Annotated in this window: 21 protein-coding genes and 1 pseudogene; 9 read left to right on the forward strand and 13 right to left on the reverse strand. The window is 67.5% G+C overall.

Features of this window, described 5'->3' with window-relative positions; translation table 11 throughout:
• The first annotated feature begins 31 nt into the window (after window positions 1-31).
• From VZ068_RS18805 to VZ068_RS18820, 4 genes are all read left to right on the forward strand, one after another.
• Entirely contained in the window at window positions 32-2545 is a 2514-nt protein-coding gene (locus tag VZ068_RS18805; RefSeq protein WP_349656149.1) for a DNA topoisomerase I, read from the forward strand.
• 8 nt (window positions 2546-2553) lie between these two features.
• Window positions 2554-3117, forward strand: a complete 564-nt coding sequence (locus VZ068_RS18810; protein ID WP_349656150.1) for a Sua5/YciO/YrdC/YwlC family protein — start codon at window positions 2554-2556, stop codon at window positions 3115-3117.
• Window positions 3118-3543: 426 nt separating this feature from the next.
• Window positions 3544-4302 (forward strand): DUF4124 domain-containing protein, encoded by a 759-nt coding sequence (locus tag VZ068_RS18815; protein ID WP_259156851.1) that lies wholly within the window; start codon window positions 3544-3546, stop codon window positions 4300-4302.
• 14 nt (window positions 4303-4316) lie between these two features.
• Window positions 4317-4952: a DUF4124 domain-containing protein gene (locus VZ068_RS18820; protein ID WP_349657756.1), complete on the forward strand. Its 636-nt coding sequence runs from the start codon at window positions 4317-4319 to the stop codon at window positions 4950-4952.
• Window positions 4953-5165: 213 nt separating this feature from the next.
• Here the strand turns inward: VZ068_RS18820 and VZ068_RS18825 are convergent, their stop codons facing one another.
• Window positions 5166-5942 carry an SDR family oxidoreductase gene (locus tag VZ068_RS18825; RefSeq protein WP_259156853.1) on the reverse strand — a complete coding sequence of 259 codons (777 nt, stop codon included), beginning with the start codon at window positions 5940-5942 and terminating at the stop codon, window positions 5166-5168.
• 107 nt (window positions 5943-6049) lie between these two features.
• Between VZ068_RS18825 and VZ068_RS18830 the strand changes: the two genes are divergently transcribed.
• Window positions 6050-6265: a hypothetical protein gene (locus VZ068_RS18830; protein ID WP_259156854.1), complete on the forward strand. Its 216-nt coding sequence runs from the start codon at window positions 6050-6052 to the stop codon at window positions 6263-6265.
• Between the two features lie 277 nt (window positions 6266-6542).
• On the opposite strand, the gene sppA is transcribed toward VZ068_RS18830, so the two are convergent.
• Both sppA and VZ068_RS18840 read right to left on the reverse strand, forming a co-directional pair.
• Window positions 6543-8444 (reverse strand): signal peptide peptidase SppA, encoded by a 1902-nt coding sequence (sppA, locus tag VZ068_RS18835; protein ID WP_259156855.1) that lies wholly within the window; start codon window positions 8442-8444, stop codon window positions 6543-6545.
• A 94-nt stretch (window positions 8445-8538) separates the two neighbouring features.
• Window positions 8539-9915, reverse strand: a complete 1377-nt coding sequence (locus VZ068_RS18840) for an MATE family efflux transporter (protein WP_259156856.1) — start codon at window positions 9913-9915, stop codon at window positions 8539-8541.
• A gap of 272 nt (window positions 9916-10187) precedes the next feature.
• Between VZ068_RS18840 and VZ068_RS18845 the strand changes: the two genes are divergently transcribed.
• Window positions 10188-11351 carry a DUF3667 domain-containing protein gene (locus tag VZ068_RS18845; protein ID WP_349656151.1) on the forward strand — a complete coding sequence of 388 codons (1164 nt, stop codon included), beginning with the start codon at window positions 10188-10190 and terminating at the stop codon, window positions 11349-11351.
• Between the two features lie 124 nt (window positions 11352-11475).
• On the opposite strand, the gene VZ068_RS18850 is transcribed toward VZ068_RS18845, so the two are convergent.
• Window positions 11476-12066 carry a DUF3106 domain-containing protein gene (locus VZ068_RS18850; protein ID WP_259156858.1) on the reverse strand — a complete coding sequence of 197 codons (591 nt, stop codon included), beginning with the start codon at window positions 12064-12066 and terminating at the stop codon, window positions 11476-11478.
• Complete coding sequence (locus tag VZ068_RS18855) at window positions 12053-13084, reverse strand: hypothetical protein (RefSeq protein ID WP_349656152.1); 1032 nt, start codon at window positions 13082-13084, stop codon at window positions 12053-12055. The genes VZ068_RS18850 and VZ068_RS18855 overlap by 14 nt, the downstream gene beginning before the upstream one ends.
• 459 nt (window positions 13085-13543) lie before the next feature.
• Here VZ068_RS18855 and VZ068_RS18860 point away from each other — a divergent pair, with 459 nt between their 5' ends.
• Complete coding sequence (locus VZ068_RS18860; RefSeq protein ID WP_349656153.1) at window positions 13544-15766, forward strand: primosomal protein N'; 2223 nt, start codon at window positions 13544-13546, stop codon at window positions 15764-15766.
• A gap of 556 nt (window positions 15767-16322) precedes the next feature.
• On the opposite strand, the gene VZ068_RS18865 is transcribed toward VZ068_RS18860, so the two are convergent.
• Genes VZ068_RS18865 through VZ068_RS18875 form a run of 3 tightly spaced genes read right to left on the reverse strand, consistent with a single transcriptional unit; the run spans window position 16323 to window position 18378 of the window.
• Complete coding sequence (locus tag VZ068_RS18865; protein ID WP_349656154.1) at window positions 16323-16973, reverse strand: glutathione S-transferase; 651 nt, start codon at window positions 16971-16973, stop codon at window positions 16323-16325.
• 2 nt (window positions 16974-16975) lie between these two features.
• The gene (locus VZ068_RS18870; RefSeq protein WP_259156862.1) at window positions 16976-17809 is read right to left on the reverse strand and encodes an NYN domain-containing protein; all 834 of its coding nucleotides are present in this window, start codon (window positions 17807-17809) and stop codon (window positions 16976-16978) included.
• Entirely contained in the window at window positions 17806-18378 is a 573-nt protein-coding gene (locus tag VZ068_RS18875) for a hypothetical protein (protein WP_349656155.1), read from the reverse strand. The genes VZ068_RS18870 and VZ068_RS18875 overlap by 4 nt, the downstream gene beginning before the upstream one ends.
• 119 nt (window positions 18379-18497) lie before the next feature.
• On the opposite strand from VZ068_RS18875, the gene VZ068_RS18880 reads away from it, so the two are divergent.
• Window positions 18498-19790 (forward strand): NAD(P)/FAD-dependent oxidoreductase, encoded by a 1293-nt coding sequence (locus VZ068_RS18880; RefSeq protein ID WP_349656156.1) that lies wholly within the window; start codon window positions 18498-18500, stop codon window positions 19788-19790.
• 52 nt (window positions 19791-19842) lie between these two features.
• A pseudogene (locus VZ068_RS18885) lies at window positions 19843-20456 on the forward strand (trimeric intracellular cation channel family protein).
• A 106-nt stretch (window positions 20457-20562) separates the two neighbouring features.
• On the opposite strand, the gene rpoH reads toward VZ068_RS18885, so the two are convergent.
• From rpoH to ftsE, 5 genes are all read right to left on the reverse strand, one after another.
• Entirely contained in the window at window positions 20563-21438 is an 876-nt protein-coding gene (gene rpoH, locus VZ068_RS18890) for an RNA polymerase sigma factor RpoH (protein ID WP_259156866.1), read from the reverse strand.
• Window positions 21439-21637: 199 nt separating this feature from the next.
• Window positions 21638-22363 (reverse strand): uracil-DNA glycosylase, encoded by a 726-nt coding sequence (gene ung / locus VZ068_RS18895; protein WP_349656157.1) that lies wholly within the window; start codon window positions 22361-22363, stop codon window positions 21638-21640.
• Window positions 22360-23202, reverse strand: coding sequence for a response regulator (locus VZ068_RS18900; protein WP_259156868.1), 843 nt, complete (start codon window positions 23200-23202; stop codon window positions 22360-22362). Before VZ068_RS18900 ends, ung begins: the two co-directional genes overlap by 4 nt.
• A gap of 8 nt (window positions 23203-23210) precedes the next feature.
• Window positions 23211-24161, reverse strand: coding sequence for a permease-like cell division protein FtsX (gene ftsX / locus VZ068_RS18905; protein ID WP_349656158.1), 951 nt, complete (start codon window positions 24159-24161; stop codon window positions 23211-23213).
• On the reverse strand, window positions 24158-24844 hold the full coding sequence (ftsE, locus tag VZ068_RS18910) for a cell division ATP-binding protein FtsE (RefSeq protein ID WP_016903688.1): 687 nt from the start codon (window positions 24842-24844) through the stop codon (window positions 24158-24160). Before ftsE ends, ftsX begins: the two co-directional genes overlap by 4 nt.
• Window positions 24845-24906 lie beyond the last annotated feature (62 nt).

Here is a 24906-nt window from a genome sequence, read left to right on the forward strand (position 1 = left end):
CCCCCGGGCTCTGCCCCAAGAATTTGCCACCATGCCCAAGCACCTGCTCATCGTCGAATCGCCCGCCAAGGCCAAGACGATCAATAAATACCTCGGCAAGGACTTCACCGTCCTGGCCTCGTATGGGCACGTGCGCGATCTCGTCCCCAAGGAGGGCGCGGTCGACCCGGACAACGGCTTTGCGATGCGCTACGACCTGATCGAGAAAAACGAGAAGCATGTCGAAGCCATCGCGCGCGCGGCCAAGAGCGCTGACGACATCTATCTGGCGACCGACCCGGACCGCGAGGGGGAAGCGATCAGCTGGCACATCGCCGAGATCCTGAAAGAGCGCGGCTTGTTGAAGGACAAGACCATGCAGCGCGTGGTGTTCACCGAGATCACGCCGCGTGCGATCAAGGAAGCCATGCTCAAGCCGCGCGCGATTGCCGCCGACCTGGTGGATGCGCAGCAGGCCCGTCGCGCACTGGACTACCTGGTGGGCTTCAACCTGTCGCCGGTGCTGTGGCGCAAGGTGCAGCGCGGCCTGTCGGCCGGACGCGTGCAGTCGCCGGCGCTGCGCATGATCGTCGAGCGCGAAGAAGAGATCGAAGCCTTCATCGCGCGCGAGTACTGGTCCATCGATGCGCATTGCCGGCATCCGTCGCAGCCGTTCAATGCGCGCCTGATCAAGCTGGACGGGCAGAAGTTCGAGCAGTTCACCGTGACCGATGGCGACACCGCCGAAGCGGCGCGGCTGCGCATCCAGCAGGCCGCGCAAGGCGTGCTGCACGTTACCGACGTGGCCAGCAAGGAGCGCAAGCGCCGCCCTGCCCCGCCGTTCACCACCTCCACGCTGCAGCAGGAAGCCTCGCGCAAGCTTGGCTTCACCACCCGCAAGACCATGCAGGTGGCACAGAAGTTGTACGAAGGCGTGGCACTCGGCGACGAAGGCTCGGTCGGTCTGATCAGCTATATGCGTACCGACTCGGTGAACCTGTCGCAGGATGCGCTGTCGGAAATCCGCGATGTGATCGCGCGCGATTTCGGCACCGCCTCGTTGCCGGACCAGCCCAACGCCTACACCACCAAATCCAAGAACGCGCAGGAAGCGCATGAAGCGGTGCGCCCGACCTCCGCGTTGCGCACGCCTGCGCAGGTGGCGCGCTTTTTGTCCGACGACGAGCGCCGCCTGTACGAATTGATCTGGCGCCGCGCAGTGGCCTGCCAGATGATCCCGGCCACGCTCAACACCGTCAGCGTCGATCTGTCGGCCGGCAGCGAGCACGTGTTCCGCGCCAGCGGCACCACCGTGGTGGTGGCGGGCTTCCTGGCGGTCTACGAGGAAGGCAAGGACACCAAGAGCAGCGAGGACGAGGACGAAGGCCGCAAGCTGCCGCTGATGAAGGCCGGCGACAACATCCCGCTGGACCGCATCGTCACCGACCAGCATTTCACCCAGCCGCCGCCGCGCTTCACCGAAGCGGCGCTGGTCAAGGCGCTGGAGGAATACGGCATCGGTCGGCCGTCCACCTACGCCTCGATCATCCAGACCCTGCAGTTCCGCAAGTACGTGGAAATGGAAGGCCGCAGCTTCCGTCCCACCGACGTGGGCCGCGCCGTGTCCAAGTTCCTGTCCGGGCATTTCACCCGCTACGTGGATTACGACTTCACCGCCAATCTTGAAGACGATCTGGATGCGGTCTCGCGCGGCGAAGCCGAGTGGATTCCGTTGATGGAGAAGTTCTGGGGCCCGTTCAAGGAATTGGTCGAGGACAAGAAGGATTCGCTGGACAAGACCGACGCCGGTAGCGTGCGCGTGCTCGGCGCCGACCCGGTCAGTGGCAAGGAAGTCAGCGCGCGCATCGGCCGTTTCGGCCCGATGGTGCAGATCGGCACCGTGGAAGACGAAGAAAAGCCCACCTTCGCCTCGCTGCGTCCGGGCCAGAGCATCTATTCGATCTCGATCGAGGATGCACTGGAACTGTTCAAGATGCCGCGCGCGCTGGGCCAGGACAAGGAGCAGGACGTCAGCGTGGGCATCGGCCGCTTCGGGCCGTTTGCACGCCGTGGCAGCGTGTATGCGTCGCTGAAGAAGGAAGACGACCCGTACACCATCGACCTGGCACGCGCGGTGTTCCTGATCGAAGAGAAAGAAGAAATCGCGCGCAACCGGGTGATCAAGGAATTCGACGGCAGCGACATCCAGGTGCTCAACGGCCGCTTTGGTCCGTACATCAGCGACGGCAAACTCAACGGCAAGATCCCCAAGGATCGCGAGCCGGCGTCGTTGACCTTCGAAGAAGTGCAGCAGCTGCTGGCCGACACCGGCAAGCCGGTGCGCAAGGGCTTCGGCGCCAAGAAGGCCACGCTCAAGAAGAATGCGGTGAAGGATTCGGCCAAGGAGGCCAAGGACGCCGCGGCGAAGGATGCGGCAGCCAAGAAGACCGCGGTGAAGAAAGCGGCAACCAAGACCGCCGCGAAGAAGGCGCCGGCCAAGAAGACTGCGGCCAAGAAAGCCGCCAAGCGCGTGGTCAAGAAAACCGTGAGCAAGGCGGCGGGCTGAGGCAGCGCATGGACCACACGCTGAGCCTGGACAGCGCCATCGCCACCCTGCAAACGGGCGGCGTGATCGCTTACCCGACCGAAGCGGTCTGGGGGCTGGGCTGCGACCCGGCGCAGCAGGCAGCCGTGCTGCGCCTGCTGCAGATCAAGCGGCGCCCTGTCGACAAGGGAGTGATCGTGGTGGCGTCCGGCATCGAGGTGCTGCGCGACTGGGTCGACATCGACGCGCTGGAACCGGCACGCCGGGATGAAGTACTGGCCAGCTGGCCAGGCCCGCATACCTGGATCCTGCCGGTCACCTCCCGCGCGCCGCACTGGGTCACCGGCACGCACGATGGGCTGGCCGTGCGCATCAGCGCGCACCCGGTCGTGGTAGCGCTGTGCGCGGCCTGGGGGGCGCCGCTGGTGTCCACCAGCGCCAACCTGGCCGGCGAGCCGCCGGCGCGCAGCCGCGAGGCCCTGGACCCGGCACTGCTGGCGACCATCGACGGCGTGGTGGCGGGCGATGTCGGTGGGCTGGCGCAGCCCACCCCGATCCGCGACGCACGCACCGGCCAGGTCCTGCGCGACTGACGCCGAGCTGGATCCAGCCAGCGCCACAGACAAGGCGCGGCGTCCGGAAGACGATCAACCGCTAGCCCCGCTGCCCGCCTATCCCAGAGCGGCCTGGCGCATCGGCGCGACACACGACCTCGACCCGCCGGCATCCTCCGCTCCAGCCACGGCCACGGCGCCACGGCTGGCGGCCCAGGCAACCGACAGCGGCCGCGAGCGGGGACTGCGCGTCACGCGTCACGCGTCACGCGTCGCGGCGGCTTGGCAGCGTCAGGCTGCGCGGTGGCCAGCCCTAACGCGGCCTGACCACGCCCCATCCCCCAACAGCGGCGTTCGGCGCAGGCCGGCGCTCCCGGCCGATCCGGCCATGCCGCCGCCACCGCGTCTGCGCGCGCAGCGACCATCCCCTTGGCGGCGCGGCCGCCAAACGCGCACACTCGCCACATGCGCACTCTTCCAACCTTGTTGTTGCTGGCCTGCGCGCTGCCCGCCCTGGCGGCAAGCACGGCCGCCAAGCCGGACCCGAACGTGCGGGTCTACCGCTGCGTCAGCAGCACCGGGACCGTGGCCCTGCAGGATGCACCATGCAGCAGCGGCCGCCAGCAGGTGCTGGACATGCAGCGCCCGCAGGACCCGCCGCCGCGACCGCAACGTCTGCAGGCACCCGCCCCGCCCCCGGCCGCGCCATCGCGCGAGGTTCGCATCGTCACCGTGCAACCGCCGCAGCCGATGTACGAGTGCACCACCGAGGACGGCGAGCGCTATACCAGCGACAGCCCGGAAGGCAATCCGCGCTGGGTGCCGACCTGGGGGCCGGCCTATGTGGGCAATGCGGTTGGCCCGCCGATCAGCGGCGGCGGCATCCAGCGTCCGCCGATCTCGGTCAGCCCGCGTCCGGCGATTGCCGTGCAGGGTGGCGCCGGGCGGGGCAGCATCCGCGGCAGTGCCAGCTTCGGCGCAGGCGGCTATCAGGACGGTTACCACGGCGGCTACGGCGGCACGGTGATCGTGCCCTACGGCAACGTGCAAATCCGCGACCAATGCCATGCCCTGCCCGAGCAGGAAGTCTGCGCGCGGCTGGCAGACCGCCGCTGGGAGCTGATCCGCCGCTACAACAGCGCGCTGCAGAGCGAACGCCAGGAGCTCAGCCGCGAACAACGCGGCATCGAAGCGCGCCAGCAACGCGACTGCGGCGGCGCATGAGCCGCACCCTGCTGCTGGCGCTGCTGCTGAGCTGGGTGCCGGGCGCCAATGCCCAGGACGTGGCCATCTACCGCTGCACCGATCCCACCGGCGCGCTTACCGTGCAGAACATGCCGTGCCCGAAGGGCATGCAGCAACAGAAGAAAATGATGACCGCACCGGCGGCGGTGCCATTCGCACCAAGCGGCACGCCTGCCCCTGCGCCAATGCGTCCTGCACATCCTGCGCAGCCAGCGCCCGCCGCACCTGCGGCCGCGCCGCCAGCGCCGACAGCCGCATCGACGCCAGCGCCGATGACCTCCACCTCCACCCTGCCTCCGCCGCCGTTGTTCGAATGCACCGCGCACGACAATGGCCGCTACTTCACCGAAGACCGCGAGCCGGCCACGCGCTGCCTGCCGATGCAGACCACCAACCTGGCCGGTGGGCCGGCGACCGGCGGCGGCAGCGCCTGCGAAGTGGTCACCGACCGCTGCGCACCGGTGCCGGACCAGAGCCTGTGCGAGGCCTGGCGCAAGCGCGCCGAGCAGGCCGAGGCGACCTGGCGCTTCTCCGACGAGGCGCAATCGGCCGAACGCAAGCAGCGCTACGACCAGATGCGCCGGGTGCTGGACGAAAGCCGCTGCGCCAATCCGTCCATCACGCCGTAATGCTGCAACCGGCGTTGCAGCGCCGTGCCGCCGGTGTGCCAGCGCGGCGCCTGCGCGTTGCACGAGCCGCACGCGCGCCTGCCCGCTGTGCAGTCACCTGCCTCGCGCACAGGCGCCGCCGACAAAACAGGCGCAACGGCGGTTTTGCGCATGCATGCGCATCTTCCGATGCCATGCACAAGCCGCTATCCGCGTGCGTTGCGCGCAGTCGCGTCAGAAGCCGTAGCGCAAGAATCCGCCATCCACCGCGATGCACTCGCCGGTGATGTAACTGGCGGCCGGCAGACACAGAAAACCCACCGCAGCGGCGACTTCTTCCGGTTCGCCGATGCGGCGCATCGGGGTGCGGTCGATCACCTGTTCGTAGTAATCCGGGTCCGACAACGGGCCGGAGGTACGACGCGTACGGATGTACCACGGCGCCACCGCATTGACGCGGATGCCGTCTTCGGCCCATTCCACCGCCAGGTTGCGCGTCATCTGCTGCAGTGCGGCCTTGGTCATACCGTACGGCGCGCCGCTGCGCACATGGGTGATGCCCGAGACGCTGCCGACATTGACAATGGCCGAGGCGGCATGCCGGGTCAGCAGTGGATGCGCATACCGCGACAATTCGAACGCGGAAAACACATTGGTTTCGAAGATGCCGCGCCACTCGTCTTCGGTGTAGTCGATGGCTGCCCGGCTGATGTTGCCGCCGGCGTTGTTGATCAGCAGATGCAGGCCGTCGGCGTGGTCCTCCACCCAGTCCAGGATCGCGCGGCGCTCTTCATCGTCGGACACATCGGCCGCCAGCCCATGCAGTTCGCGCTCGGGAAATTCTTCGGCCAGTTCGTCGCGTGCCTGCGCCAACGCATCGGCATCGCGCGCCACCATCAGCAGATCCGCTCCGAAGCCGAGCAGTTCGCGTGCGATGGCCAGGCCGATGCCGGCACTGGCGCCGGTGATGAGGGCGGTCTGTCCATCCAGCCGCCAACGGTGCGTTGTCACGTGGGTGATCCTCTTTCAAAACGCGAGAAAACGGCCGCCGCAGCGCAGTTGACGCGCGGCAGCAGTGCCGGCGTTAGGATACCGCCACCGCTCGCGAGGTCACGACGATGAAACTTCACTGGATGCTTGCCGCCGTTGCGATGTTGCCGCTGGCTGCGTGTCAACGCCCGCAACCGGCGCCCACCGACCAGAAGCCCGACCCGCAGGCCACCGCCCTGCGCGATCACATCCAGCAGCCGTTGAACAAGGCGCACGCGGTACAGACCGCCACCGACCAGGCTGCTGAGGATCAGCGCAAGGCGATCGATGCCGCCACGCAATAGAGCGGCCAGCACACTGCGCGAGCCGTCATGTGGACGGCACGGAGGAACCAGGGCGTAAGAGTGGTACCTGCCACACCTAGCACAGCACGGCGGTGAGCACAGTCGTCTTGTCAGCGGCTCTAAGTGCGAGCCGGGAGAAGCGCGTTCAACAGTTCAACAACGCAGCGTCATCGCCGAGCCGTCCGCATGCGGCAAGCCCGCAGCGTCATGCGGTACAGACGACAACGCCGGCACAAGGCCGGCGTCGTCGCTGTAGTCGAGGGCCTGGTTTGCCGCCTCAGAACCCGCAGAAGCAGTAAGCCAAGGCCTTGACCGGCGTGCCGCCGGCCTTGCTGTCGTGCACCGCGCTTTCGACAAAGCGCAGCTGCGTGTCCACTTCCGGCAGCGAGCGCGCCAGCATGGCGCGCGCCATGCCCGAGTCGCTCAACATCCACGCCCCCATGCGGCTGCCGGCAAATCCGCTCATGAACTGCGAGAACGGGGTGGCCGGCTTTTCCACGTAGCGCACGCGGAACTTGCCCTTGTTCAACTTGGCGCGATTGGCCGCGTCGGCCACCGCTTCGGACATGCCGCCGAATGCATCCACCAGGCCATGCTGCCTGGCCTGCGCACCGCTCCACACGCGGCCGCGGGCGACCTTGTCGATGGCCTCCACCGACTGGTGACGCGCCTGCGCTACCTTGCCGGTGAAGTCGGCATAGCCCTTGTTGATCACCGCCTGGATGACCTGGCCGGCGGACGGGTCCAGCGGACGGGTGATGTCGAACGCACCGGCGAAGCGCGTGGTGCCCACGCCGTCGGTGTGCACGCCGATCTTGTCCAGCGCGCGGGTCAGGTTGGGCACCATGCCGAAGATGCCGATCGAGCCGCTGATGGTCGACGGGTCGGCATAGATGCGATCGGCGTTCATGCTGATCCAGTAGCCGCCGGAGGCGGCCAGGTCGCCCATCGACACCACCACCGGCTTGCCGGCCTGCTTGAGCGCGACCACTTCGCGGCGGATCTGCTCGGAGGCGAACACCTCGCCGCCGGGCGAATCCACGCGCAGCACCACCGCCTTGACCTTGTCGTCGTCGCGCGCCTGACGCAGCAACGCGGCAGTCGACTCGCCACCGACACGGCCTGCCGGCTGTTCGCCACCACTGATCTCGCCGGCCGCCACCACCACCGCCACCTGCGGACGGCTGTCCATCGGCGAGCGCTGCGCCTGCAACTGGCTCAGGTAATCGTTGAAGCCAATATTGCGGAAACCGCTGTCGGCATCGCTGTCGGCCACGCCGCGCTTGGTCAGCAGCGCATCGACGTCTTCGCGGGTCTTGAGCCCGTCGACCAGTTTCTGCTGCAGCGCGAACTTGGCCAGATCGCCGCCTGCCGCCACCACGCCTTCGGGCAAGGTGTCGATGCCGGCGGTCAGCTGCGCCGGGGTGAGCTTGCGCGCGGTGCCGACGTCGGCCAGGTAGCGCTGCCACACGTCGTTCATCCAGAACAGATCCGCTTCCTTGGCATCGGCCGAGGCCGCGTCCAGGATGTAGGGCTCGGCCGCGGACTTGTATTCGCCCACGCGGAACAGGTGCACGTCCACGCCGAGTTTGTCCTGCAGGCCTTCGCGGAAGTACTGGCGATAACGGCCAAGGCCTTCCAGCAGCACGCTGCCCATCGGGTCCAGATACACCTCGTTGGCCTGCGCGGCGAGCAGGTACTGGCCCTGGCTCATGCTCTCGCTGAAGGCCACGATCTGCTTGCCGGAAGCGCGCAGCTTTTGCAGCGCGGCAGCCACCTCGCGTTGCGAGGCGAAGCCGGCCGGCTGCAGCTTGTCCAGATTCAACAGCACCCGTTCGATCTTGCGGTCCTTGCCGGCCGCCTCGATCACCCGCACCAGGTCGCGCAACTGCACCTCTTCGGCGCTCTTGTCGCCCACCGCCTTGGCCAGCGACCGGCTCACCGGGTCGGCGCTGAACTGCTCGACCAGCGTGCCTTCGGGGTTGATGACCAGCGTGGTGCGCTCGGCCAGCGGCTTGGTCCCGTCGCCGCGCGCCATCGCCACTACGATCAGCAGCAGCAACAGCAACAGGAAACCGAAGAACACCAGGTTGAAGATCAGGCGCCGGGTGAAATTCATCACGTCCCACAGGCCGACGAAGAAACTGGCGATGGGACTGCGACGCACGGGGTGGTTCATGGAAAACTCCGTCGAAAAGACGCTGCGTACGAAACGTACGAATCAATGGTGTCCAGCATACCGGCTGCGCCGGGCGCGCGGCATGCGCTGAAAGTCAGGGGGTCGCGTTGGCAGTCAGCCGCCGGCTGGTGTGCCGGAAGCGCAGGCCCATCAGGATCGCGGCGGTGGTCAGACCCAGAATCAGGCCGATCCACATGCCGCGCGGCCCCCAGCCCAGCCCCAGGCCGAGCCCGGCGCCGATCGGCATGCCTACGCCCCAGTACGAAAACATCGCCAGGAACATCGGCACGCGGGTGTCCTTGAGCCCGCGCAGCGCACCGGCAGAGAGCACCTGGATGCCATCGGGAAACTGGAAGGTGGCGGCAAACAACAGCAATCCCGACGCCAGCGCGGCCACTGCCGCATCGTTGGTATACACACCGACAATGGCGTCGTGGCCAAGCAGCAACGTGCTGGCCGACAGCGCCTGCGTGCCCAGCACGATGGCGTAGCCCGCCCAGGCCGCACGCCGCACGGCCAGCGGATCGCCCCGCCCCGCCGCATGGCCGACGCGCACGGTGGTGGCCTCGGCCACGCCCATCGGCACCATGAAACACAGCTGCCCCACGTTGATGGCGATCTGGTGCGCGGCGGCTTCGGTCGAGCCCAGCCGGCCGATCAGCAGCGCAGTGACGATGAACAGGCCGCCTTCCATCAGCACGGTGATGCCGATCGGCAGCCCCGTGCGCAGCAGATCGCCGATGGCGTGCCAGCGCGGTCCTTCCAGATGGGTGAACAACTCCAGATGCGCAAAACGCCGTGCGCGCCAGAGGTACAGCGCGAACACGCTGGCCTGCACCCACATGGTGATGGCCGAGGCCATGCCCAGGCCTTCGGCGCCATGCTCGGCAAACCCGAACTTGCCGTAGGTCAGCGCATAGCCCAGCGGTGCCAGCACCAGCAAGCCGCCAAACCCCAGCAGCATGGTCGGCAGCGTCCAGTGCATGCCTTCGCTGAGGTAGCGCATGCAGAAGTAGAACGTCAGCGCCGGCACGCCCCAGCGCACCGCATGCAGGAAGTCGGTGGCACCGGGCACGATGTCCGGCGCAATCCCGAAGGTGGGCAGCAGCGGCGGCACCAGGCTCAGGAACGCGAACATCAACGCGCTCAGCCCCAGCGACAGCCACAACGCCTGGCGAAACAATGGGCCGATCTCGCGCTCGCGCCCGGCGCCGCGCAGTTGCGACACCGAGGCGGTCAAGGAAATCAACGTACCGATCGGCACCAGCATCGGCAGCCACAGCAGCGAGGTGCCGATGGTCACCGCCGCCAGCGTCGCAGTGCCGTGATGGCCGGCGATGACGTTGTCGACAAACCCGATCAAGCCGGTGGAGACGTGACCGAGCACCAGCGGCAAGGCCAACAGGCCGGTGGTACGCACTTCCGATGCGAAGCCTGGCGTCGCAGACGCCGAGGCAGGAGAAACAGACATGACACACCGATTGCTGCGCGGACTACGGCCGTGCCGGGAGGCGCTGGCACCGGGTCGCGTGGGGCCGCTATCTTACGCGTACTTTCCGACTGCGGCCTGACGCGCGCTTGGGCAGCTCCCGCCGCGCTCGCTGCTGCGTGTGCGGCAACGAAAAACGGCTGCCGATCTTTGCAGGTAGCCGCATGATGACGCTGTACCGTGTGCCAGGCACGCGCCCTCGGGTGATCGCATCGGGCACGCGGCCCTCCATCGCCGCCAACCGGACCTGGCTCATGTCCCTGCACCCGACCGCATTGCATCCATCGGACTGTGAGAACTGCTCCACTGCGTTGCAAGGCGCGTTTTGCCACGCCTGCGGGCAAAGCGCGCATAGCCCGGTGCGCAGCGTCACGCATGCGGTGGAAGAAGTCTTCGAATCGTTCTGGCACCTGGACGGGCGGATCTTCCGCACCTTGCGCGACCTGCTGGTGCCGGGCCGCGTGGCGCTGCGATTTCTGGGCGGGCAGCGCGTGCGCTACGTCGCGCCGATGCGGCTGCTCCTGGTGGTGAGCCTGTTGACCTTCTTCATCGCACGCATCGCGGTGCATGCCTCCGACGAAGACTCCGATGTCGCCGCGCCTGGCGCGCCGCAGAGTGCGGTGCCGAAGGATTTTGCGCAGGCGCGCACGCCGGCGCAGGTGGAAGCGGTACGTGCGCAAATCGTCGGCACGCTCACCCAGAGCCGCAAGGTGGTGCCTGCGGGCATCGCGCGCGATGGTGTGGATGCCGGCATCGCCCGCACCGAGAGCGAGGCGCGCAAGCGGCTGGCGCAACTGCACCAGGGCGCGCGGCTGGAAAGCGCCGCACCGGTGGTCGATGCCCCCGACAACGGCACGTTCTTCTCGCTGGGAGGCAAACCCTGGGACCCGGTGAGCAACCCACTGACGGTCGCACCGTTACCGCAATGGGCCAACCGCTGGCTCAACCTGCAGCTCGCGCATATCCGCAGCAACCTGCCGCGCCTGCGCAGCAATCCGCAGCTGCTCTACAACGCGTTCTTCGCGGCGGTGCCGTCCACCTTGCTGGTGCTGGTGCCGTTGTTTGCGCTGCTGTTGCGCGTGTTCTACCTGCGCAGCGGGTGGGTGTATCTGGAGCATCTGGTGGTGGCGCTCTACAGCCATGCATTTCTCTGCCTGAACCTGCTGGCGATGCTGCTGCTGTCGTTGCTCAGGGAATGGGTGCTGCAGCTGGCTCCCCCGATCGCCTGGAGCCTGGGCCTGCTGCAGTTCGGGCTGGCACTCTGGATGCCGCTGTATTTGCTGGGGATGCAGCGCCATGTCTACCGCCAGTCATGGTCGGTCACGGTGCTGAAATACCTCGGCCTGGGCAGCGTGTATTTCGTGGTGGTCACGTTTGCTGCCGCCTTCCTGATGGTGGCAAGTCTGGCGCGCCTTTGACGCTGCACCCTGCGCCTGCAGCGCTGCAGGCGCGCGCGTAGCAGCGCGCGGTGAGCGACGGATTGCGGCGTCGATCGCACCATGCAAGTCGCCGGCCACCTGCCAGGCCGACATGCGGCGGAAATCAGCGTGCCAGTTGCCGCTTCAGCCAGGCGCTGCGGGTGGCCGGGGTTTCGGCCAGCAGGGCATCGCGCAATCCATCGCGGTCCTGCGGCGGGGTGCGTTGAGCGAGCACCGCCAGCTGCTCCAGCTGGCCCGCATCCAGGCTGCGCAACACGGCCAGCAGGCGCTCGCGCTGGTCGACCGGCACGTAGCCGATCAGCGGCTGCAGCTGCGGGTAGAACGCGCCCACTTGCGACCCCAGGCGCCAGCCATCGCGGTGCAGGCGATCCATTGCGGTGAACTGGGTGCGCAAGGCGCGTTGCTGGTCGTCGGGCAGGCTGTGCAGCCGTTCGCGCGCCTGCCGCAACACCACGCGGTCGGTGGCGGTCAGGTCTTTCCACGCGGCATAGCGCGCGCGCAGGTCGGCCTGCTGTACCGGCGTCAGTGCAGCCCAGCGCGCGCGTTGCTGTGCGGCGCTCGGCGCTGCCGACGCGGCAGGAGCGCTGACGGGTCCGTTATGACCGCTTTCGTCCAGCGCCGTCGGCAAGGCCTGCGCGCCGGCGATACCGGTAACGGCGAGCACCAGCAGGCCAGACCACTTAATTGTCGTCATCGACCGTCTCCAGGGGGGCGGAGGGCTGCTCGGCCGCGGTGGCATGCGCGCCGGACTCGTCCGCCGGCACCGGGTGGCCGGCGGCGTACCAGGCGTAAAAGTCCGCTGCGCGCGCCAGCTCCAGATCCGGGTCGGCCAGCATCGTCTGGTCGCGCGGATCCATGGCCGGGGCTGCCGGAGCCTCCTGCAGGTCCGATGCCGGCAGTTCTTCCACCAGCACGGGCGCCGCATCGGTGACGTGCAACACGCCGGCCGGCGCCTGCGAGACCGGCTCGGGCGGCAGGGTGGGCCGTCGGTGCGTCCACCACCAGGCCAGGACCGTCAACAGCAAGGCCAGCGCGAACACCCCCAGGGCAATGCCGGCGTGGCGGCGACCCAGCTGTGGCCATTGCCACTGCCGCCTGGGGCGGACGCGTGCCGGGGCGGCACGGCGTGGCGCGGGCGGCGCGTGTGCCGGGATGGCAGGCTGCAATGCAACGCCGGCCAGCGACGCGTCACGCAACTGGCCAAGCCGGGTCAGCTGGGACGGGGTCAGATCGCGCAGCTCCATTTGCGCCGCTTCGGCCAGTGCCCGCCAGGCCTGTGCATCGGGATTGCCGGCGGCATCGCGCGGACAGGCACGCGCAAGCGACTGCCGATAGTCCGCCACCGCGATGCCCTGCACTTCGCCGGCAGCCTCTTCTTCCAGCCCGGCCACGATCCGCAGCAGCAGCGCCAGCCGGTCGGGGGTCTGCATCCGCCCCAGCACGGTGAACGGCGGCAGCCAGGTGCCGGGCATCGGCTCGCGGCGCAGTGGCGGCGCGGTAGCCAGCAGGCTCCAGAAGCGCATCGGCCAGCCAGCCATCGGCCGTCCCGCAGCCTGGCTGCTGAAGGCACGCAGCGCAGCGGCCAAGGCCCGCTCGGCGGCCGTCACATCGCCGCATTGCAACTGCGCCAACACCAGGCCCCGGCGTTCCACACCCCGCAGGAAGGCTGACAAGGCGGCGGGGGTGACAGGGGCGTCGGGGACTACGGTCATGTGAACTCCAGCATCGGCCGGCATGATACCGACGCAAGTCCGCCCCGCCGACCGCTTGACAGATCGCGCGACCCTCGCTCCGGTCGCGAGCGCTGCCCACAGACGTTGTGCACAGCGGCAGACATACCGATACGCCGGCGTCTGTCAACTGTTGTTTTTTCTTTGTTGCAATCGTGTTTCACGCCTAAGTGATTGATCTATATCTATTTTCGATGGATGGCGAAAAAATGTCCAAGAGGTTGCCAAGGCAGGTGAATCCGCCTTCACCGCGTGGAGCACGCGACTAATTCACAGGCTTATCCACAGGCGATGTGGATAAACCCGTTTCCTCAGGCCTCACATAGGTTTACGTCGTATTTATCACCTGGGTCACAGAAAGGCCCCGCAACTGATCACACCGCCCTCACGACCGAAACTGCGCAAGTCGGGGCCACTGGACAGTGTCGGTAAACTGGGTGCATGCCTCCCACCGTCCCCACCTTGCGCGTCGCCTTGCCGGTGCCGCTCCCCCAACTGTTCGACTATCTGCCCCCTGCCGAGGCCCCGCTGACCGAGCCGGCGCAGGTCGGCTGCCGTGTGCGGGTGCCGTTCGGGTCGCGCGAGCTGGTCGGGGTGGTGGTGGAGATCGGCCAGCAGCCGTCGGCCGATGGACTGCGCCCGGCACTGGCCTGGTGCGACCAGGCGCCGCTGCTGGTGGATGAACTGGCGCGCTCGCTGCACTGGCTGGCCCGTTATACCCATGCCCCTCTGGGCGAGGCTCAGGCCAGCGCGCTGCCCGGACCGCTGCGCCGCGGCGAGCCGCTGGCCGACACCCACGCCTGGGCCTGGCAACTGACCGAGTCCGGGCGCACAGGCGCTGCCGGCCTGCGCGCAGGCAGCCGGCCCGCCTTGCTGGCCGCCCTGCTGCTGACCGGTGCGGTGGGCGAGGAGCAGCTGGACCCGCTGCTGCCGCAGTGGCGCGACGCCGCACGCAGCCTGGCCAAGCGCGGCCATGCCGAGCGCGTGGCGGTACCGGCCGATGCCATCGCGCCACGCCCCGGCACCGGCCCGGCACTCAACGAAGAACAACTTGCTGCTGCCACCGCGATCCGCGCGCACACCGGCTTTGCCACCTATCTGCTGGACGGCGTCACCGGCAGCGGCAAGACCGAGGTCTACCTGCAGGCAATCGCCGACTGCCTGGCGGCCGGTCGCCAGGCGCTGGTGCTGGTGCCGGAGATCGGCCTGACCCCGCAGACGCTGGGCCGCTTCCGCGCCCGCCTGGGCGTGCCGGTGCATGCGCTGCATTCGGGCCTGTCCGATGGCGAGCGCGCCCGGGTCTGGGCGGCGGCCTGGCGCGGCGAGGCCAAGCTGATCGTGGGCACGCGCTCGGCGGTGTTCACCCCGCTACCCAACGCCGGGCTGATCGTGATCGACGAGGAACACGACGGCAGCTACAAGCAACAGGATGGCATCCGCTACCACGCCCGCGACTTCGCCCTGGTGCGCGGCAAGGCGCTGGATGTGCCGGTGATCCTGGGCAGCGCGACCCCGTCGCTGGAAAGCCTGCACAACGCCTACTCCGGCCGCTATCAGCACCTGCGGCTGTCGCAGCGCGCCGGCGACGCCCGCCCGCCGCGGGTGCGCGTGCTGGACGTGCGCAAGCGCCCGCTCAAGGACGGCTTGTCGCCGGAGGTGCTGGCCGGCATCGGCGCCACCCTGGCGCGCGGCGAGCAGGTGCTGGTGTTCAAGAACCGCCGCGGCTATGCGCCAGTGCTGCTGTGCCACGACTGCGGCTGGACCGCCGCCTGCCAGCGTTGCAGCACCCCGCTGCACCAGACCCCGATGACCGTGCACGCAGGCGGCCGCCGCCTGCAGTGCCACCACTGCGGCGCGCGCCAGCAGGCGCCGCTGGCCTGCCCGGCCTGCGCCAGCCTGGCCCTGCAGCCGCAGGGCATCGGCACCGAGCGGCTGGAAGAACGGCTGACCGAGGCGTTTTCCGACTTCCCGGTGGTGCGCATCGACCGCAGCACAACCCAACGCCGCGACGCCCTGGAAACCCAGCTGGCCCGGCTGGGAACCGAGGCGGGCATCCTGGTCGGCACCCAGATCCTGGCCAAGGGCCACGACCTGCCGCGGCTGACCATGGTGGTGGTGGTCGGCATCGATGAAGGCCTGTTCTCGGCCGACTTCCGCGCTGCCGAAAAACTCTCCCAGCAGCTGATCCAGGTGGCAGGACGCGCCGGGCGCGCCGACCGCCCCGGCGAGGTCTGGTTGCAGACCCACCATCCCGAACACCCCCTGTTGCAGACCCTGGTCAACGGCGGCTACCACGCCTTCGCCGATGCCGAACTGCAGCAGCGCGAAGCGGCAGGATTTCCCCCATTTGCGCATCTGGCGCTGTTCCGCGCCGAAGCCAAGGATGTCGCGGCGGCCAACCAGTTCCTGATGGCGGTACGCGGCCTGGCCACCGCAGATACCAGCATGCAATCGCCCGCATTTGCGGACGTGGAGTGCTACGGCCCGATGCCCGCGCCGATGCCGCGCCGCGCCGGTTTCCAGCGCACCCAGTTGTTGCTGTCTGCGCAGCAGCGCTCGGCCTTGCATCGGCTGCTCGATGCGCAGCTGCCGGCCATCTATGCGCTACCGCAGGCGCGGCGCGTGCGCTGGTCGCTGGATGTGGACCCGATCGATCTGTATTAATGCCGGCGTATCGCACACCGCGCTGCCGCCAGACTCACATTGTGGCCAGTGCGCCCACGTTCCGTAGGAGCGCACCCGGGCGCGACAAGGCGTTACCGGCAATGCCATCGCGCCCAGGTGCGCTCCTACACACACCGCGAGGCCAGCAAGCCACGCGATGGGATCGTGCGTCGTAGGAGCGCGCTTGCGCGCGATGTGGCGTTATCGGGAACGCCCTCGCGCACAAGTGCGCTCCTACACACACCGCGAGTCGATCCAGCCGCACGGTGGGATCGTGCGTTGTAGGAGCGCGCTTGCGCGCGATGTGGCGTTATCGGGAACGCCCTCGCGCACAAGTGCGCTCCTACACACACCGCGAGGCCAGCGAGACGCGTGGCGGGTCGGGCGTTGTAGGAGCGCGCTTGCGCGCGATGTGGCGTTGTCGGGAAGGCCCTCGCACAAGTGCGCTCCTACAGACAACGCGAGCTGCCGGGACGCGCGGTGCACGAGGCCGACAGCGTGTGAGGTCGGCGGCACGTGCTGTCTGCCATGGACCGCTTCAGCGCAGACCCGAAACTCAGGTCAGCGCGGTCATCACGCCACGCTGGTATGCAGGACGCGCGCGCAGACGTTGATACCACGCCTGCAGATGCGGCAGCTCGGGCCGCGCGATCGGCATTTCGAACCAGGCGTAGATGAAGCTGCCCAGCGGAATATCCCCCATCGCCAAGCGCTCGCCGGACAGAAACGGCTGCTGCGCCAACGCCATATCGGCGCGTGCCAGCAGCTCGCCCGATTGCGCCAGTGCCGCGGCGATGCGTGCAGGATCGCGTTCGGCCTCAGGTGTGCGCAGCACGCCCCAGAACAGATCGCGAAACACGCTGGCAAAGGTCGAGGTGGTCCAGTCCATCCAGCGGTCGCCCACTGCGCGCTCGGCTGGCGATGACGGATACAGCGCCGGCGCGTATTGCGCGGCGAGATAGCGCACGATCGCATTGGACTCCCACACCACCAATGCACCATCCTGCAACGTCGGCACCACCGCGTTGGGGTTCAGCGCTCGATAAGCGGGCGTGTCGTTGCCGCCGAAGGCGCCGCCCACTTCGATCGACGTATACGCCACACCGGCTTCTTCGGCGCACCACAGTACCTTGCGCACATTGCTGGAATTGCGGCGCCCCCAGAGGGTGATCGTCGGCTGAGCGGGTGCCATTGCATCCTCGGTCATGGTCATTTTGCTGCGACAGGTTTGGCTGTTGCGCGCGCCGCGCGCTTGGGGCTGGCTTGCGGGCCCGGTGCAACCGCAGGCGCCGCGGTTTTCGCACGGTTGCCGCTGCCCTTGGGCGTGTCGCGCACCCATAAGGCCTGCTCGTCGAGCTTGAGCTCGAACAGGCCGATCGCACGCACCAGATCGCTGAGTTTGCGATAGCCGTAATTGCGCGGATCGAACGAGGCCTGGTTGGCCACCTGCTTGCCTACCGCGCTCAGCAACGCCCAGCCGTCGTCCTCGCACGCGCTGACGATGGCGTTGCGCAGCATCTGCACCAGCCGCGTATCGCTGCGCAGCGCGGTCGCATCCTTGCGCCCGGCAGCGGTGTCGCTGGCCGCGGCGGCCTGCTCGCCCAGCGCTTCCACGTAGGTGAATTTGGAGCATGCATTGACGAACGGTGCCGGCGTCTTTTTCTCGCCAAAACCATAGACCTTCATGCCATCGGTCAGCAGACGCATCACCAGCGGGGTGAAATCCGCATCGCTGGAGACGATCGCAAACCCATCCAGATTGCGCGCATACAACAGGTCCATCGCATCGATCACCATCGCCATGTCCGAGGCGTTCTTGCCGGAGCTGTAGGCAAACTGCTGGATCGGCCGAATCGCATAATCGTGCAGCGCCGCTTCCCAGCCTTTCAGGTGCGGGCTCTTCCAGTTGCCGTAGGCGCGGCGCACGTTGGCTACGCCGTAGCGTGCCACTTCCGCCAGCACCACATCGATCTTGCCGGCCGGCGCGTTGTCTGCGTCGATCAGCAAGGCGATCCGCTTGTCGGGATTGTCGGTCATGCTCAATGCTCCAGTGCAGCGTCGGTGACGGTTTCGGTTGCGGCCCCGGTGTCCATTTCCGGATCTGATTCTGTCTCGGCATCGGCATCGAGCGTGGCCTCTTCTGCCGTCTCTGCAGCCGGCAAGGTGTACTCGGTGCCATCGCGCAGGGTGAGCACGCCATCGCTCAGGATCTCCTGATCGGCGCCGGCGCTGATCCAGGTCGCCTTGACGCGCCCGGCGCCGCGGTCGCCTTCCACAGCGAACACGAACTCTTCGCCGCCCGGCGCCATTCCGGTGCGCACCAGATCCACCCGCATGCTGCGGATCTGGCCGATATGTTCCTGCACCACCGCATCGTCCTGCAGCGCGCTGCGCGCCTGGTCGGTAAACACCGTCCAGCCCGTATTGACCAGCCACATGGCCGCGGCCAGCACCACCACCCCGAACAGACTCGCGCAGGCCAGGATGCCGATCAGGCCGATGGCCACGCCGCTGAGCGGCTTCCTGGCCGCAGGCACCGCAGAGGCGACCGGTGCTTCAGTGGGCGCTGGCGCGGTCGGCAGCGGGGGCAGGGGCGGTGGGAACGAAGACATGCGAAGGCCGTCAAAGATGGATGCGACATGATGCCGCAGGCGCGCTGCGCCCACGCATCATGTTCATTGGCAATTTGGCATGCTGTCGAGCCCGCGTCGCGTTCCATCGGACTTCTACGATGACCTCTTCCCCCTCCCCTGCTCCACTGCATCTGGTCGTGGTGGGCGGCGGCTTCGCCGGTTTGTGGGCGACCCGCGCGCTCGACGATCCCGGCATCCGCATCACCCTGATCGACCGCCAGAACCATCACCTGTTCCAGCCGTTGCTGTACCAGGTGGCCACCGCCGGGCTGTCGGCACCGGATATCGCCGCACCGCTGCGCCACATCCTGCGCGAGCAGCGCAATGTCGAAGTCCTGCTTGGCGATGTGGCCGAAATCGTCCCAACACGTCGTCAAGTGCTGCTCGCCGATGGCAAGACGCTCGACTACGACATGCTGCTGCTGGCCACCGGCGCCACCCATGCCTACTTCGGCAACGACCAGTGGGCCGAACATGCGCCCGGCCTGAAAACCCTCTACGACGCGCTGGTCCTGCGCCGCAAGCTGCTGCTGGCCTTCGAGCGCGCCGAGGCCGAATCCGATCCGGCCGCCCGCGCGGCCTGGCTGAGCTTTGCTGTGGTCGGCGGTGGCCCCACCGGTGTCGAGCTCGCCGGCACCCTGGCCGAAATCGCCCGCCACACGCTCAAGAACGAATTCCGTCATATCGACCCTCAACAGGCGCGCGTGCGCCTGGTCGAAGCCGGCCCGCGCGTGCTGCCGTCGTTCCCGAACGATCTCACCGACAAGGCGCGCAAGCAGCTGGAGCGGCTGGGCGTGGAAGTGCACACCGGCACCCCGGTGACGCATATCGACGCACTGGGCTACCAGCTTGGCGACACCTTCGTGCCGGCGCGCACCGTGGTCTGGGCCGCCGGCGTGGCGGCCTCACCGCTGGCGCGCACGCTGGGCGTGCCGCTGGATCGTGCCGGCCGCGTACTGGTGGAGCCGGACCTGAGCGTGCCCGGCCACCCGGAGATCTTCGTCGGCGGCGATCTGGCGTCGGTGCAGCAGGACGGTCGCCCGGTGCCGGGCGTGGCGCCGGCGGCCAAGCAGATGGGCAAGCACATCGCCAAGGCGATCCGCGCACGTCAGCGCGGTCAGGCTGCGGCCGCGTTCCGCTATCAGGACTTCGGCAACCTGGCGACCATCGGCCGCATGGCCGCCATCGTGCACGTGGGCAAGCTCAAGCTGTCCGGCATCGTGGCGTGGTGGTTCTGGCTGGCCGCGCACGTCTACTTCCTGATCGGCTTCCGCAACCGCTTCGTGGTGCTGGTGAACTGGGCGATGGCGTACTGGAGCTACCAGCGCGCCGCGCGCATCATCTTCGGCGGCGCCACCGACGACCCGCCGCCCAGCAGCCAGGACGGATGACAGCGCCGCAGGCCGTGCGCAATGCTGTGCGGCCTGATTCGATGCGCTGATCGTGACGACTGTCCTGTTCCTGCTGGATCTGCTCGGCACCTTCGTGTTCGCCCTGAGCGGCGCGACTGTGGCGGTGCGCAATCGCCTGGACCTGTTCGGTGTGCTGGTGCTGTCGTGCGCGGCCGCGGTCTCCGGCGGCATCGTGCGCGATGTGCTGATCGGCGCCACCCCGCCGGCCGCGCTGGTCCACCCGCAGTACCTGCTGGTCGCCTGCCTGGCCGGCGTTGCCGGTTTTTATTGGCACACTGCAGTGGAACGGCTGCGCAACCCGGTGCAGATCTTCGACGCGGCGGGGTTGGCGCTGTTTGCGGTCTACGGCACCAGCAAGGCGCTGGACTACAACTCAGCCCGCTGAGCGCCACCTTGCTGGGCATGCTCAGCGGCATCGGCGGCGGCATCGCGCGCGACCTGCTGGTCGCACGCACGCCGGTGGTGTTGCAGGCCGAACTGTATGCGGTGGCCGCGCTTGCCGGTGGCGGCCTGGTGGCGATCGGGCACATGCTCGCAGTGCCGCAGGCCTGGTCGCTGACGACCGGCGCACTCGTCTGTTTCGGGCTGCGCTTCATGGCCATCCGCTACGGCTGGCATCTACCGGTCGCGCGCTTGCCGGAATAGCGATGCTGCCGACACGCCTGTAGCGCACGCAGCGCACAGCGCTACAAATGCAAACGGCCCGGATCACCGGGCCGTTTGTGCAACACCTGCCGCGTGATCGAAAGCGTCAGGCGACGAACAGTGCCTTCATCTTCTTCAGCGCGTTCGCCTCGATCTGGCGGATGCGCTCGGCCGACACGCCGTATTCGTCGGCCAGCTCCTGCAGCGTCACCTTGGACTCCGAATCCAGCCAACGTCGCTTGACGATGTCGCGCGAGCGCGTATCCAGACCGGCCATGCCTTCGCGCAGCAACTGCAGCTGATTGTCTTCGCTGTCGTGCCGCTCGTAGGCCTGCGACGGATCTTCCTCGTTGGCCACCAGGTAGCTGACCGGCGACGGCGGGCCGTGATCGTCGTCTTCGTCGGACGACGCGTCGAAGCCGATATCGCGACCGGACAGACGCGACTCCATCTCCATCACTTCACGCTCGGAGACGTTCAGATCCTTGGCGACCGCAGTCACCTCGGACGCATTGAGCCAGCCCAGACGGGTCTTGGACTTGCGCAGGTTGAAGAACAGCTTGCGCTGCGCCTTGGTCGTGGCGACCTTGACGATGCGCCAGTTCTTCAGGATGAACTCGTGCATTTCGGCACGGATCCAGTGCACTGCGAAGCTGACCAGGCGCACGCCCATTTCCGGGTCGAAGCGCTTGACCGCCTTCATCAGGCCGATATTGCCTTCCTGGATCAGGTCGCCCAGCGGCAGGCCGTAGCCGTTGTAGCCGCGGGCCACATGCACCACGAAGCGCAGGTGGGAATGGACCAATTCGCGCGCTGCGTCCAGGTCCAGCTCGTCGCGGAAGCGGCGGGCCAGATCCTGTTCCTCATCGACCGACAGCACCGGAATCTGGTGCACGGCACCGATGTAGGCGTCCAGCGAACCGAGCGCACTGGGAATCGGGAGATTGTTTGCCACAAGGGCAGTCGAGGTAGTCTGGTTCATAGGCACCATCTTAGCAGTCGAACTATTGGACTGCCGGGTACAGAAAGAGTTCCCAGCGTTCCATTTATAGGACATTCGGGCTTCCAGCCTTGCCGGCGTTCTACCGTACAGTTCCCCGAATTCAGCCGCTACGTTAGCACCGCGCCCTCGCTCAGACCGTGACAAACCTGCGGCGAACCGCGCCTGTCCCCGCGCTTGTTCAGCCGGCGGCCGACGTTGTGTCCAATGCGTTGCGCGACGGCAACGACCAATCGATCGGCTGGAGACCGCGGCGTTGCAGATGCTCGTTGGTCCTGGAGAAGTGCTTGCAACCCAGAAAGCCGCGATGCGCCGACAACGGTGAAGGATGCGGGGCCTTGAACACGCGATGGCGGGCCTGGTCGATCACCTTGCCCTTGGACTGCGCGTAGCTGCCCCAGAGCAGGAACACCAGGCCTTCACGCTCGCGGTTGAGCATCTCGACCACGTGATCGGTAAAACCTTCCCAGCCCTTGTTCTGGTGCGCGCCGGCACGCCCCTGCTCCACCGTCAGCACCGCATTGAGCAGCAGCACGCCCTGGCGCGCCCACGGCATCAGATAGCCATGGTCCGGCCGCGCGATGCCCAGGTCGTCCTGGATCTCCTTGTAGATGTTGAGCAGCGACGGCGGCACCGGGACGCCGGGCAACACCGAAAAGCACAGCCCGTGCGCCTGACCTTCGCCGTGATACGGGTCCTGGCCCAGGATCACCACCTTGACCTGCTCGAACGGCGTGGCGTCGAACGCGGCGAAGATCTGCGGACCGGGCGGGAATACCCGAGCGCCGGCCGCCTTGCGCTGGCGCAGGAAGGCAGACAGTTCCTGCATCTCCGGGCGCAGCAACCAGTCGCCCACCTTTGCCTTCCACGACGGTTCCAGCTGGATACGCCCTTCCACTTCGGTCATAGGGTGATGGCCTGGTCTTCCAGGCGTGCCAGCCGCAACTGGAACAGCACCTTGGTCACCAGCAGGCGCTCTTCGATCGGTTTTTGCACCAGGTCGTTTGCACCGGCGCGCAGCAGTTCGGACTGGTTGCGCGGATTGGTGTCGCCGGTCATCACCAGCACCGGCAGGCGGCGCTTGCCGTAGGCAAAGTCGATACGGATGCGCTCGACCACGTCGCGGCCGTTGAGCTCGCCCTTGAGGGTCACGTCGGTCAGCACCACGTCGATGCGACGCTCGGTGCGGCCCAGCGATTCGGCGGTGAGCAGCGCAAAGGCGTCTTCGGCGGTGAGCACATGCACCACCTTCAGGCTCTGGCGCTCGAGCATGCGCTTGGTCGCCTCGGCCACCACGCGGCTGTCTTCGATGTAGAGCACGGTCGCACCCACCACCGGCTCGGGCTGCACATAGCCGCGGATGAAGGTCGCCAGCGCTTCATGGCCCAGCGCCTTGTCGAAGTAATCGGTGACGTACTCGGTGAAACGGCGCTCGACCAGATGCTGCTGCGCATCGCCGGACACCACGATCACCGGCACATACGCCTGCCCGGCCGCTTCGCGCACGCTGCGCGCCAGGGTCAGGCCATCGCCATCGGGCAGGGACAGCGAGGTGGTCACAAGATCCACCGCGCCAGCCTCCAGCGCATCGCGCGCTTCGGCGATGCTGGCGCAGCCGATCACCTGCACATTGGGCAGGTCGCGCTTGAGCACGTCGGCAATGAGCTTGCGTACCAGCTTCGAACCATCGACGACCATCACGCGCGGTGCGTCGCTGATCAGGTGTTTGAGATCTGGTGGATGCATGGCAGGCCTCAGGTCTCGGTGGGACGGGTCTGACGGAGGAAATGGCCGGTCACCAGCCAGGCGCCCAGCCAACCCAGCACCAGGGTGCCGACCAGCACCATTGCAGAATGCAGCAGATCCAGCCCGTGCAGGGTAAAGGAACTGCCGTAGCTATCGGCCAATGTGGCCAATGGCGCGCGCAAAGCCAAGCCCGAGGCGGCGATCAAGGCGAGCGCCACGGCGCCGGCGCCCAGCCCGTACCACGCGCCCAGATACAGGAACGGGCGACGGATGAAGCCGTCGCTGGCGCCGAGCAATTGCAGCACGCCGATCTCTTCCCGCCGCGACTGGATATCCAGCCGCACGGTGTTGCCGACCACCAGCACCGCACCGATGCCGAGCAGCGCCGAGAGCACCTGCACCAGGCGTTCGCCGAACTGCAGCCAGCCATCCAGGCGCTTGCGCCATAACGCGTCGTGCTGCACCTGGTCGCTCTGCGGCAGGGCCTGCAATGCGCCGGCCAGTTGCGCATCGTCGGCCGCATCGGTGGGGGTGACGATCAACAGGGTCGGCAGCGGGTTCTCGCCCAGGGCATCGGCGGCTTCATCGAGTTTTGCGCTTTCGCGCAGTGCAGCCAGCCCCTGCTCGGGCGTGCGCAGGGTCACCTGTGCCACGTCGGGGCGCGCACGCAACTGGCCGGCAAGCGCCTGTGCGGCGTCGGTGGCGACGTCGACCTTGAGGAACAGATTGATTTCGCGCGACTGCTGCACGCTGCCGGCCAGCAGCTTGACGTTGTCCAGCGCAATCGACAGCCCCAGTGGCAGCGCCAGCGCCAGTGCCATCACCACGATGGTCAGCAGCGTTGCCCATGGCTTGCGCATGGCGCGGCCCAGGCTGAAGGCGATGCTGTGCAGGTGGTGGTCGACCCACACGCCAACGCGCGACGGCGCCACGGCTTCGGTATTGGCGAGCTTGCTCATTCGGCCAGATCCTGCGGCGAGATGTCGTCGACCAGCCGGCCGTGATCCAGGATCAGCACGCGCTTGCGCATCTGCTTAAGCAGCGCCAGGTCGTGGCTGACCACCAGCACGCTGGTGCCGCGCGCGGGCAGTTCGGCAAACAGCTGCATGATTTCGGCGGCCAGTGCCGGGTCGAGATTGCCGGTGGGTTCGTCGGCCACCAGCAGACGCGGCTCACCGACGATGGCGCGCGCAATGCCGACGCGTTGCTGCTCGCCTGCCGACAGCTGCGACGGCAAGGCTCTTTCGCGATGGGCCAGGCCGATGCGTTCCAGTGCAGAGCGCACGCGCTTGCCGATCTCGGCGCGACGGGTGCCGCGCAGGATCAACGGCAACGCCACGTTCTCGGCGATGCTGCGGTCGTTGAGCAAGCGATGGTCCTGATAGACCGCACCCACCTGGCGACGATGCAGCGGAATCTGCCGGCCACGCACCTTGAGCAGATTGCGCTCGCCCAGCAACACGGCGCCCTGGCTGGGGCGCTCGCTGAGATGGATCAACTTGAGCAACGTACTTTTGCCGGCGCCGGAGTGGCCGGTCACGAACAGCATCTCGCCATCGGCCACTTCGAAGCTGACATCGGTCAGCGCCTGGTGGCCCCCGGCGTAGTGCTTGCTGACGTTGTCGAAACGCAGAACGGTCATCCAGCGATTATGCCGGAGCGCCAGCGCTTGCGTCGCATCGCCGAAGACCGGCGATGCGATTG

The sequence above is a fragment of the Xanthomonas sp. 10-10 genome, assembly GCF_040182365.1.
Taxonomy (GTDB): Bacteria; Pseudomonadota; Gammaproteobacteria; order Xanthomonadales; family Xanthomonadaceae; genus Xanthomonas; species Xanthomonas arboricola_F.

Bases quoted from the DNA above. Each gene is read 5' to 3' on its own strand.
- VZ068_RS18860 (WP_349656153.1), top strand. From the start codon at position 13,544: ATGCCTCCCACCGTCCCCACCTTGCGCGTCGCCTTGCCGGTGCCGCTC.
- ftsX (WP_349656158.1), bottom strand. From the start codon at position 24,161: ATGAGCAAGCTCGCCAATACCGAAGCCGTGGCGCCGTCGCGCGTTGGC.
- VZ068_RS18840 (WP_259156856.1), bottom strand. From the start codon at position 9,915: ATGTCTGTTTCTCCTGCCTCGGCGTCTGCGACGCCAGGCTTCGCATCG.
- sppA (WP_259156855.1), bottom strand. From the start codon at position 8,444: ATGAACCACCCCGTGCGTCGCAGTCCCATCGCCAGTTTCTTCGTCGGC.
- VZ068_RS18900 (WP_259156868.1), bottom strand. From the start codon at position 23,202: ATGCATCCACCAGATCTCAAACACCTGATCAGCGACGCACCGCGCGTG.
- VZ068_RS18880 (WP_349656156.1), top strand. From the start codon at position 18,498: ATGACCTCTTCCCCCTCCCCTGCTCCACTGCATCTGGTCGTGGTGGGC.
- VZ068_RS18850 (WP_259156858.1), bottom strand. From the start codon at position 12,066: ATGACGACAATTAAGTGGTCTGGCCTGCTGGTGCTCGCCGTTACCGGT.
- VZ068_RS18865 (WP_349656154.1), bottom strand. From the start codon at position 16,973: ATGACCGAGGATGCAATGGCACCCGCTCAGCCGACGATCACCCTCTGG.
- ftsE (WP_016903688.1), bottom strand. From the start codon at position 24,844: ATGACCGTTCTGCGTTTCGACAACGTCAGCAAGCACTACGCCGGGGGC.
- rpoH (WP_259156866.1), bottom strand. From the start codon at position 21,438: ATGAACCAGACTACCTCGACTGCCCTTGTGGCAAACAATCTCCCGATT.
- VZ068_RS18830 (WP_259156854.1), top strand. From the start codon at position 6,050: ATGAAACTTCACTGGATGCTTGCCGCCGTTGCGATGTTGCCGCTGGCT.
- VZ068_RS18855 (WP_349656152.1), bottom strand. From the start codon at position 13,084: ATGACCGTAGTCCCCGACGCCCCTGTCACCCCCGCCGCCTTGTCAGCC.
- ung (WP_349656157.1), bottom strand. From the start codon at position 22,363: ATGACCGAAGTGGAAGGGCGTATCCAGCTGGAACCGTCGTGGAAGGCA.
- VZ068_RS18805 (WP_349656149.1), top strand. From the start codon at position 32: ATGCCCAAGCACCTGCTCATCGTCGAATCGCCCGCCAAGGCCAAGACG.
- VZ068_RS18845 (WP_349656151.1), top strand. From the start codon at position 10,188: ATGTCCCTGCACCCGACCGCATTGCATCCATCGGACTGTGAGAACTGC.
- VZ068_RS18810 (WP_349656150.1), top strand. From the start codon at position 2,554: ATGGACCACACGCTGAGCCTGGACAGCGCCATCGCCACCCTGCAAACG.
- VZ068_RS18875 (WP_349656155.1), bottom strand. From the start codon at position 18,378: ATGTCTTCGTTCCCACCGCCCCTGCCCCCGCTGCCGACCGCGCCAGCG.
- VZ068_RS18815 (WP_259156851.1), top strand. From the start codon at position 3,544: ATGCGCACTCTTCCAACCTTGTTGTTGCTGGCCTGCGCGCTGCCCGCC.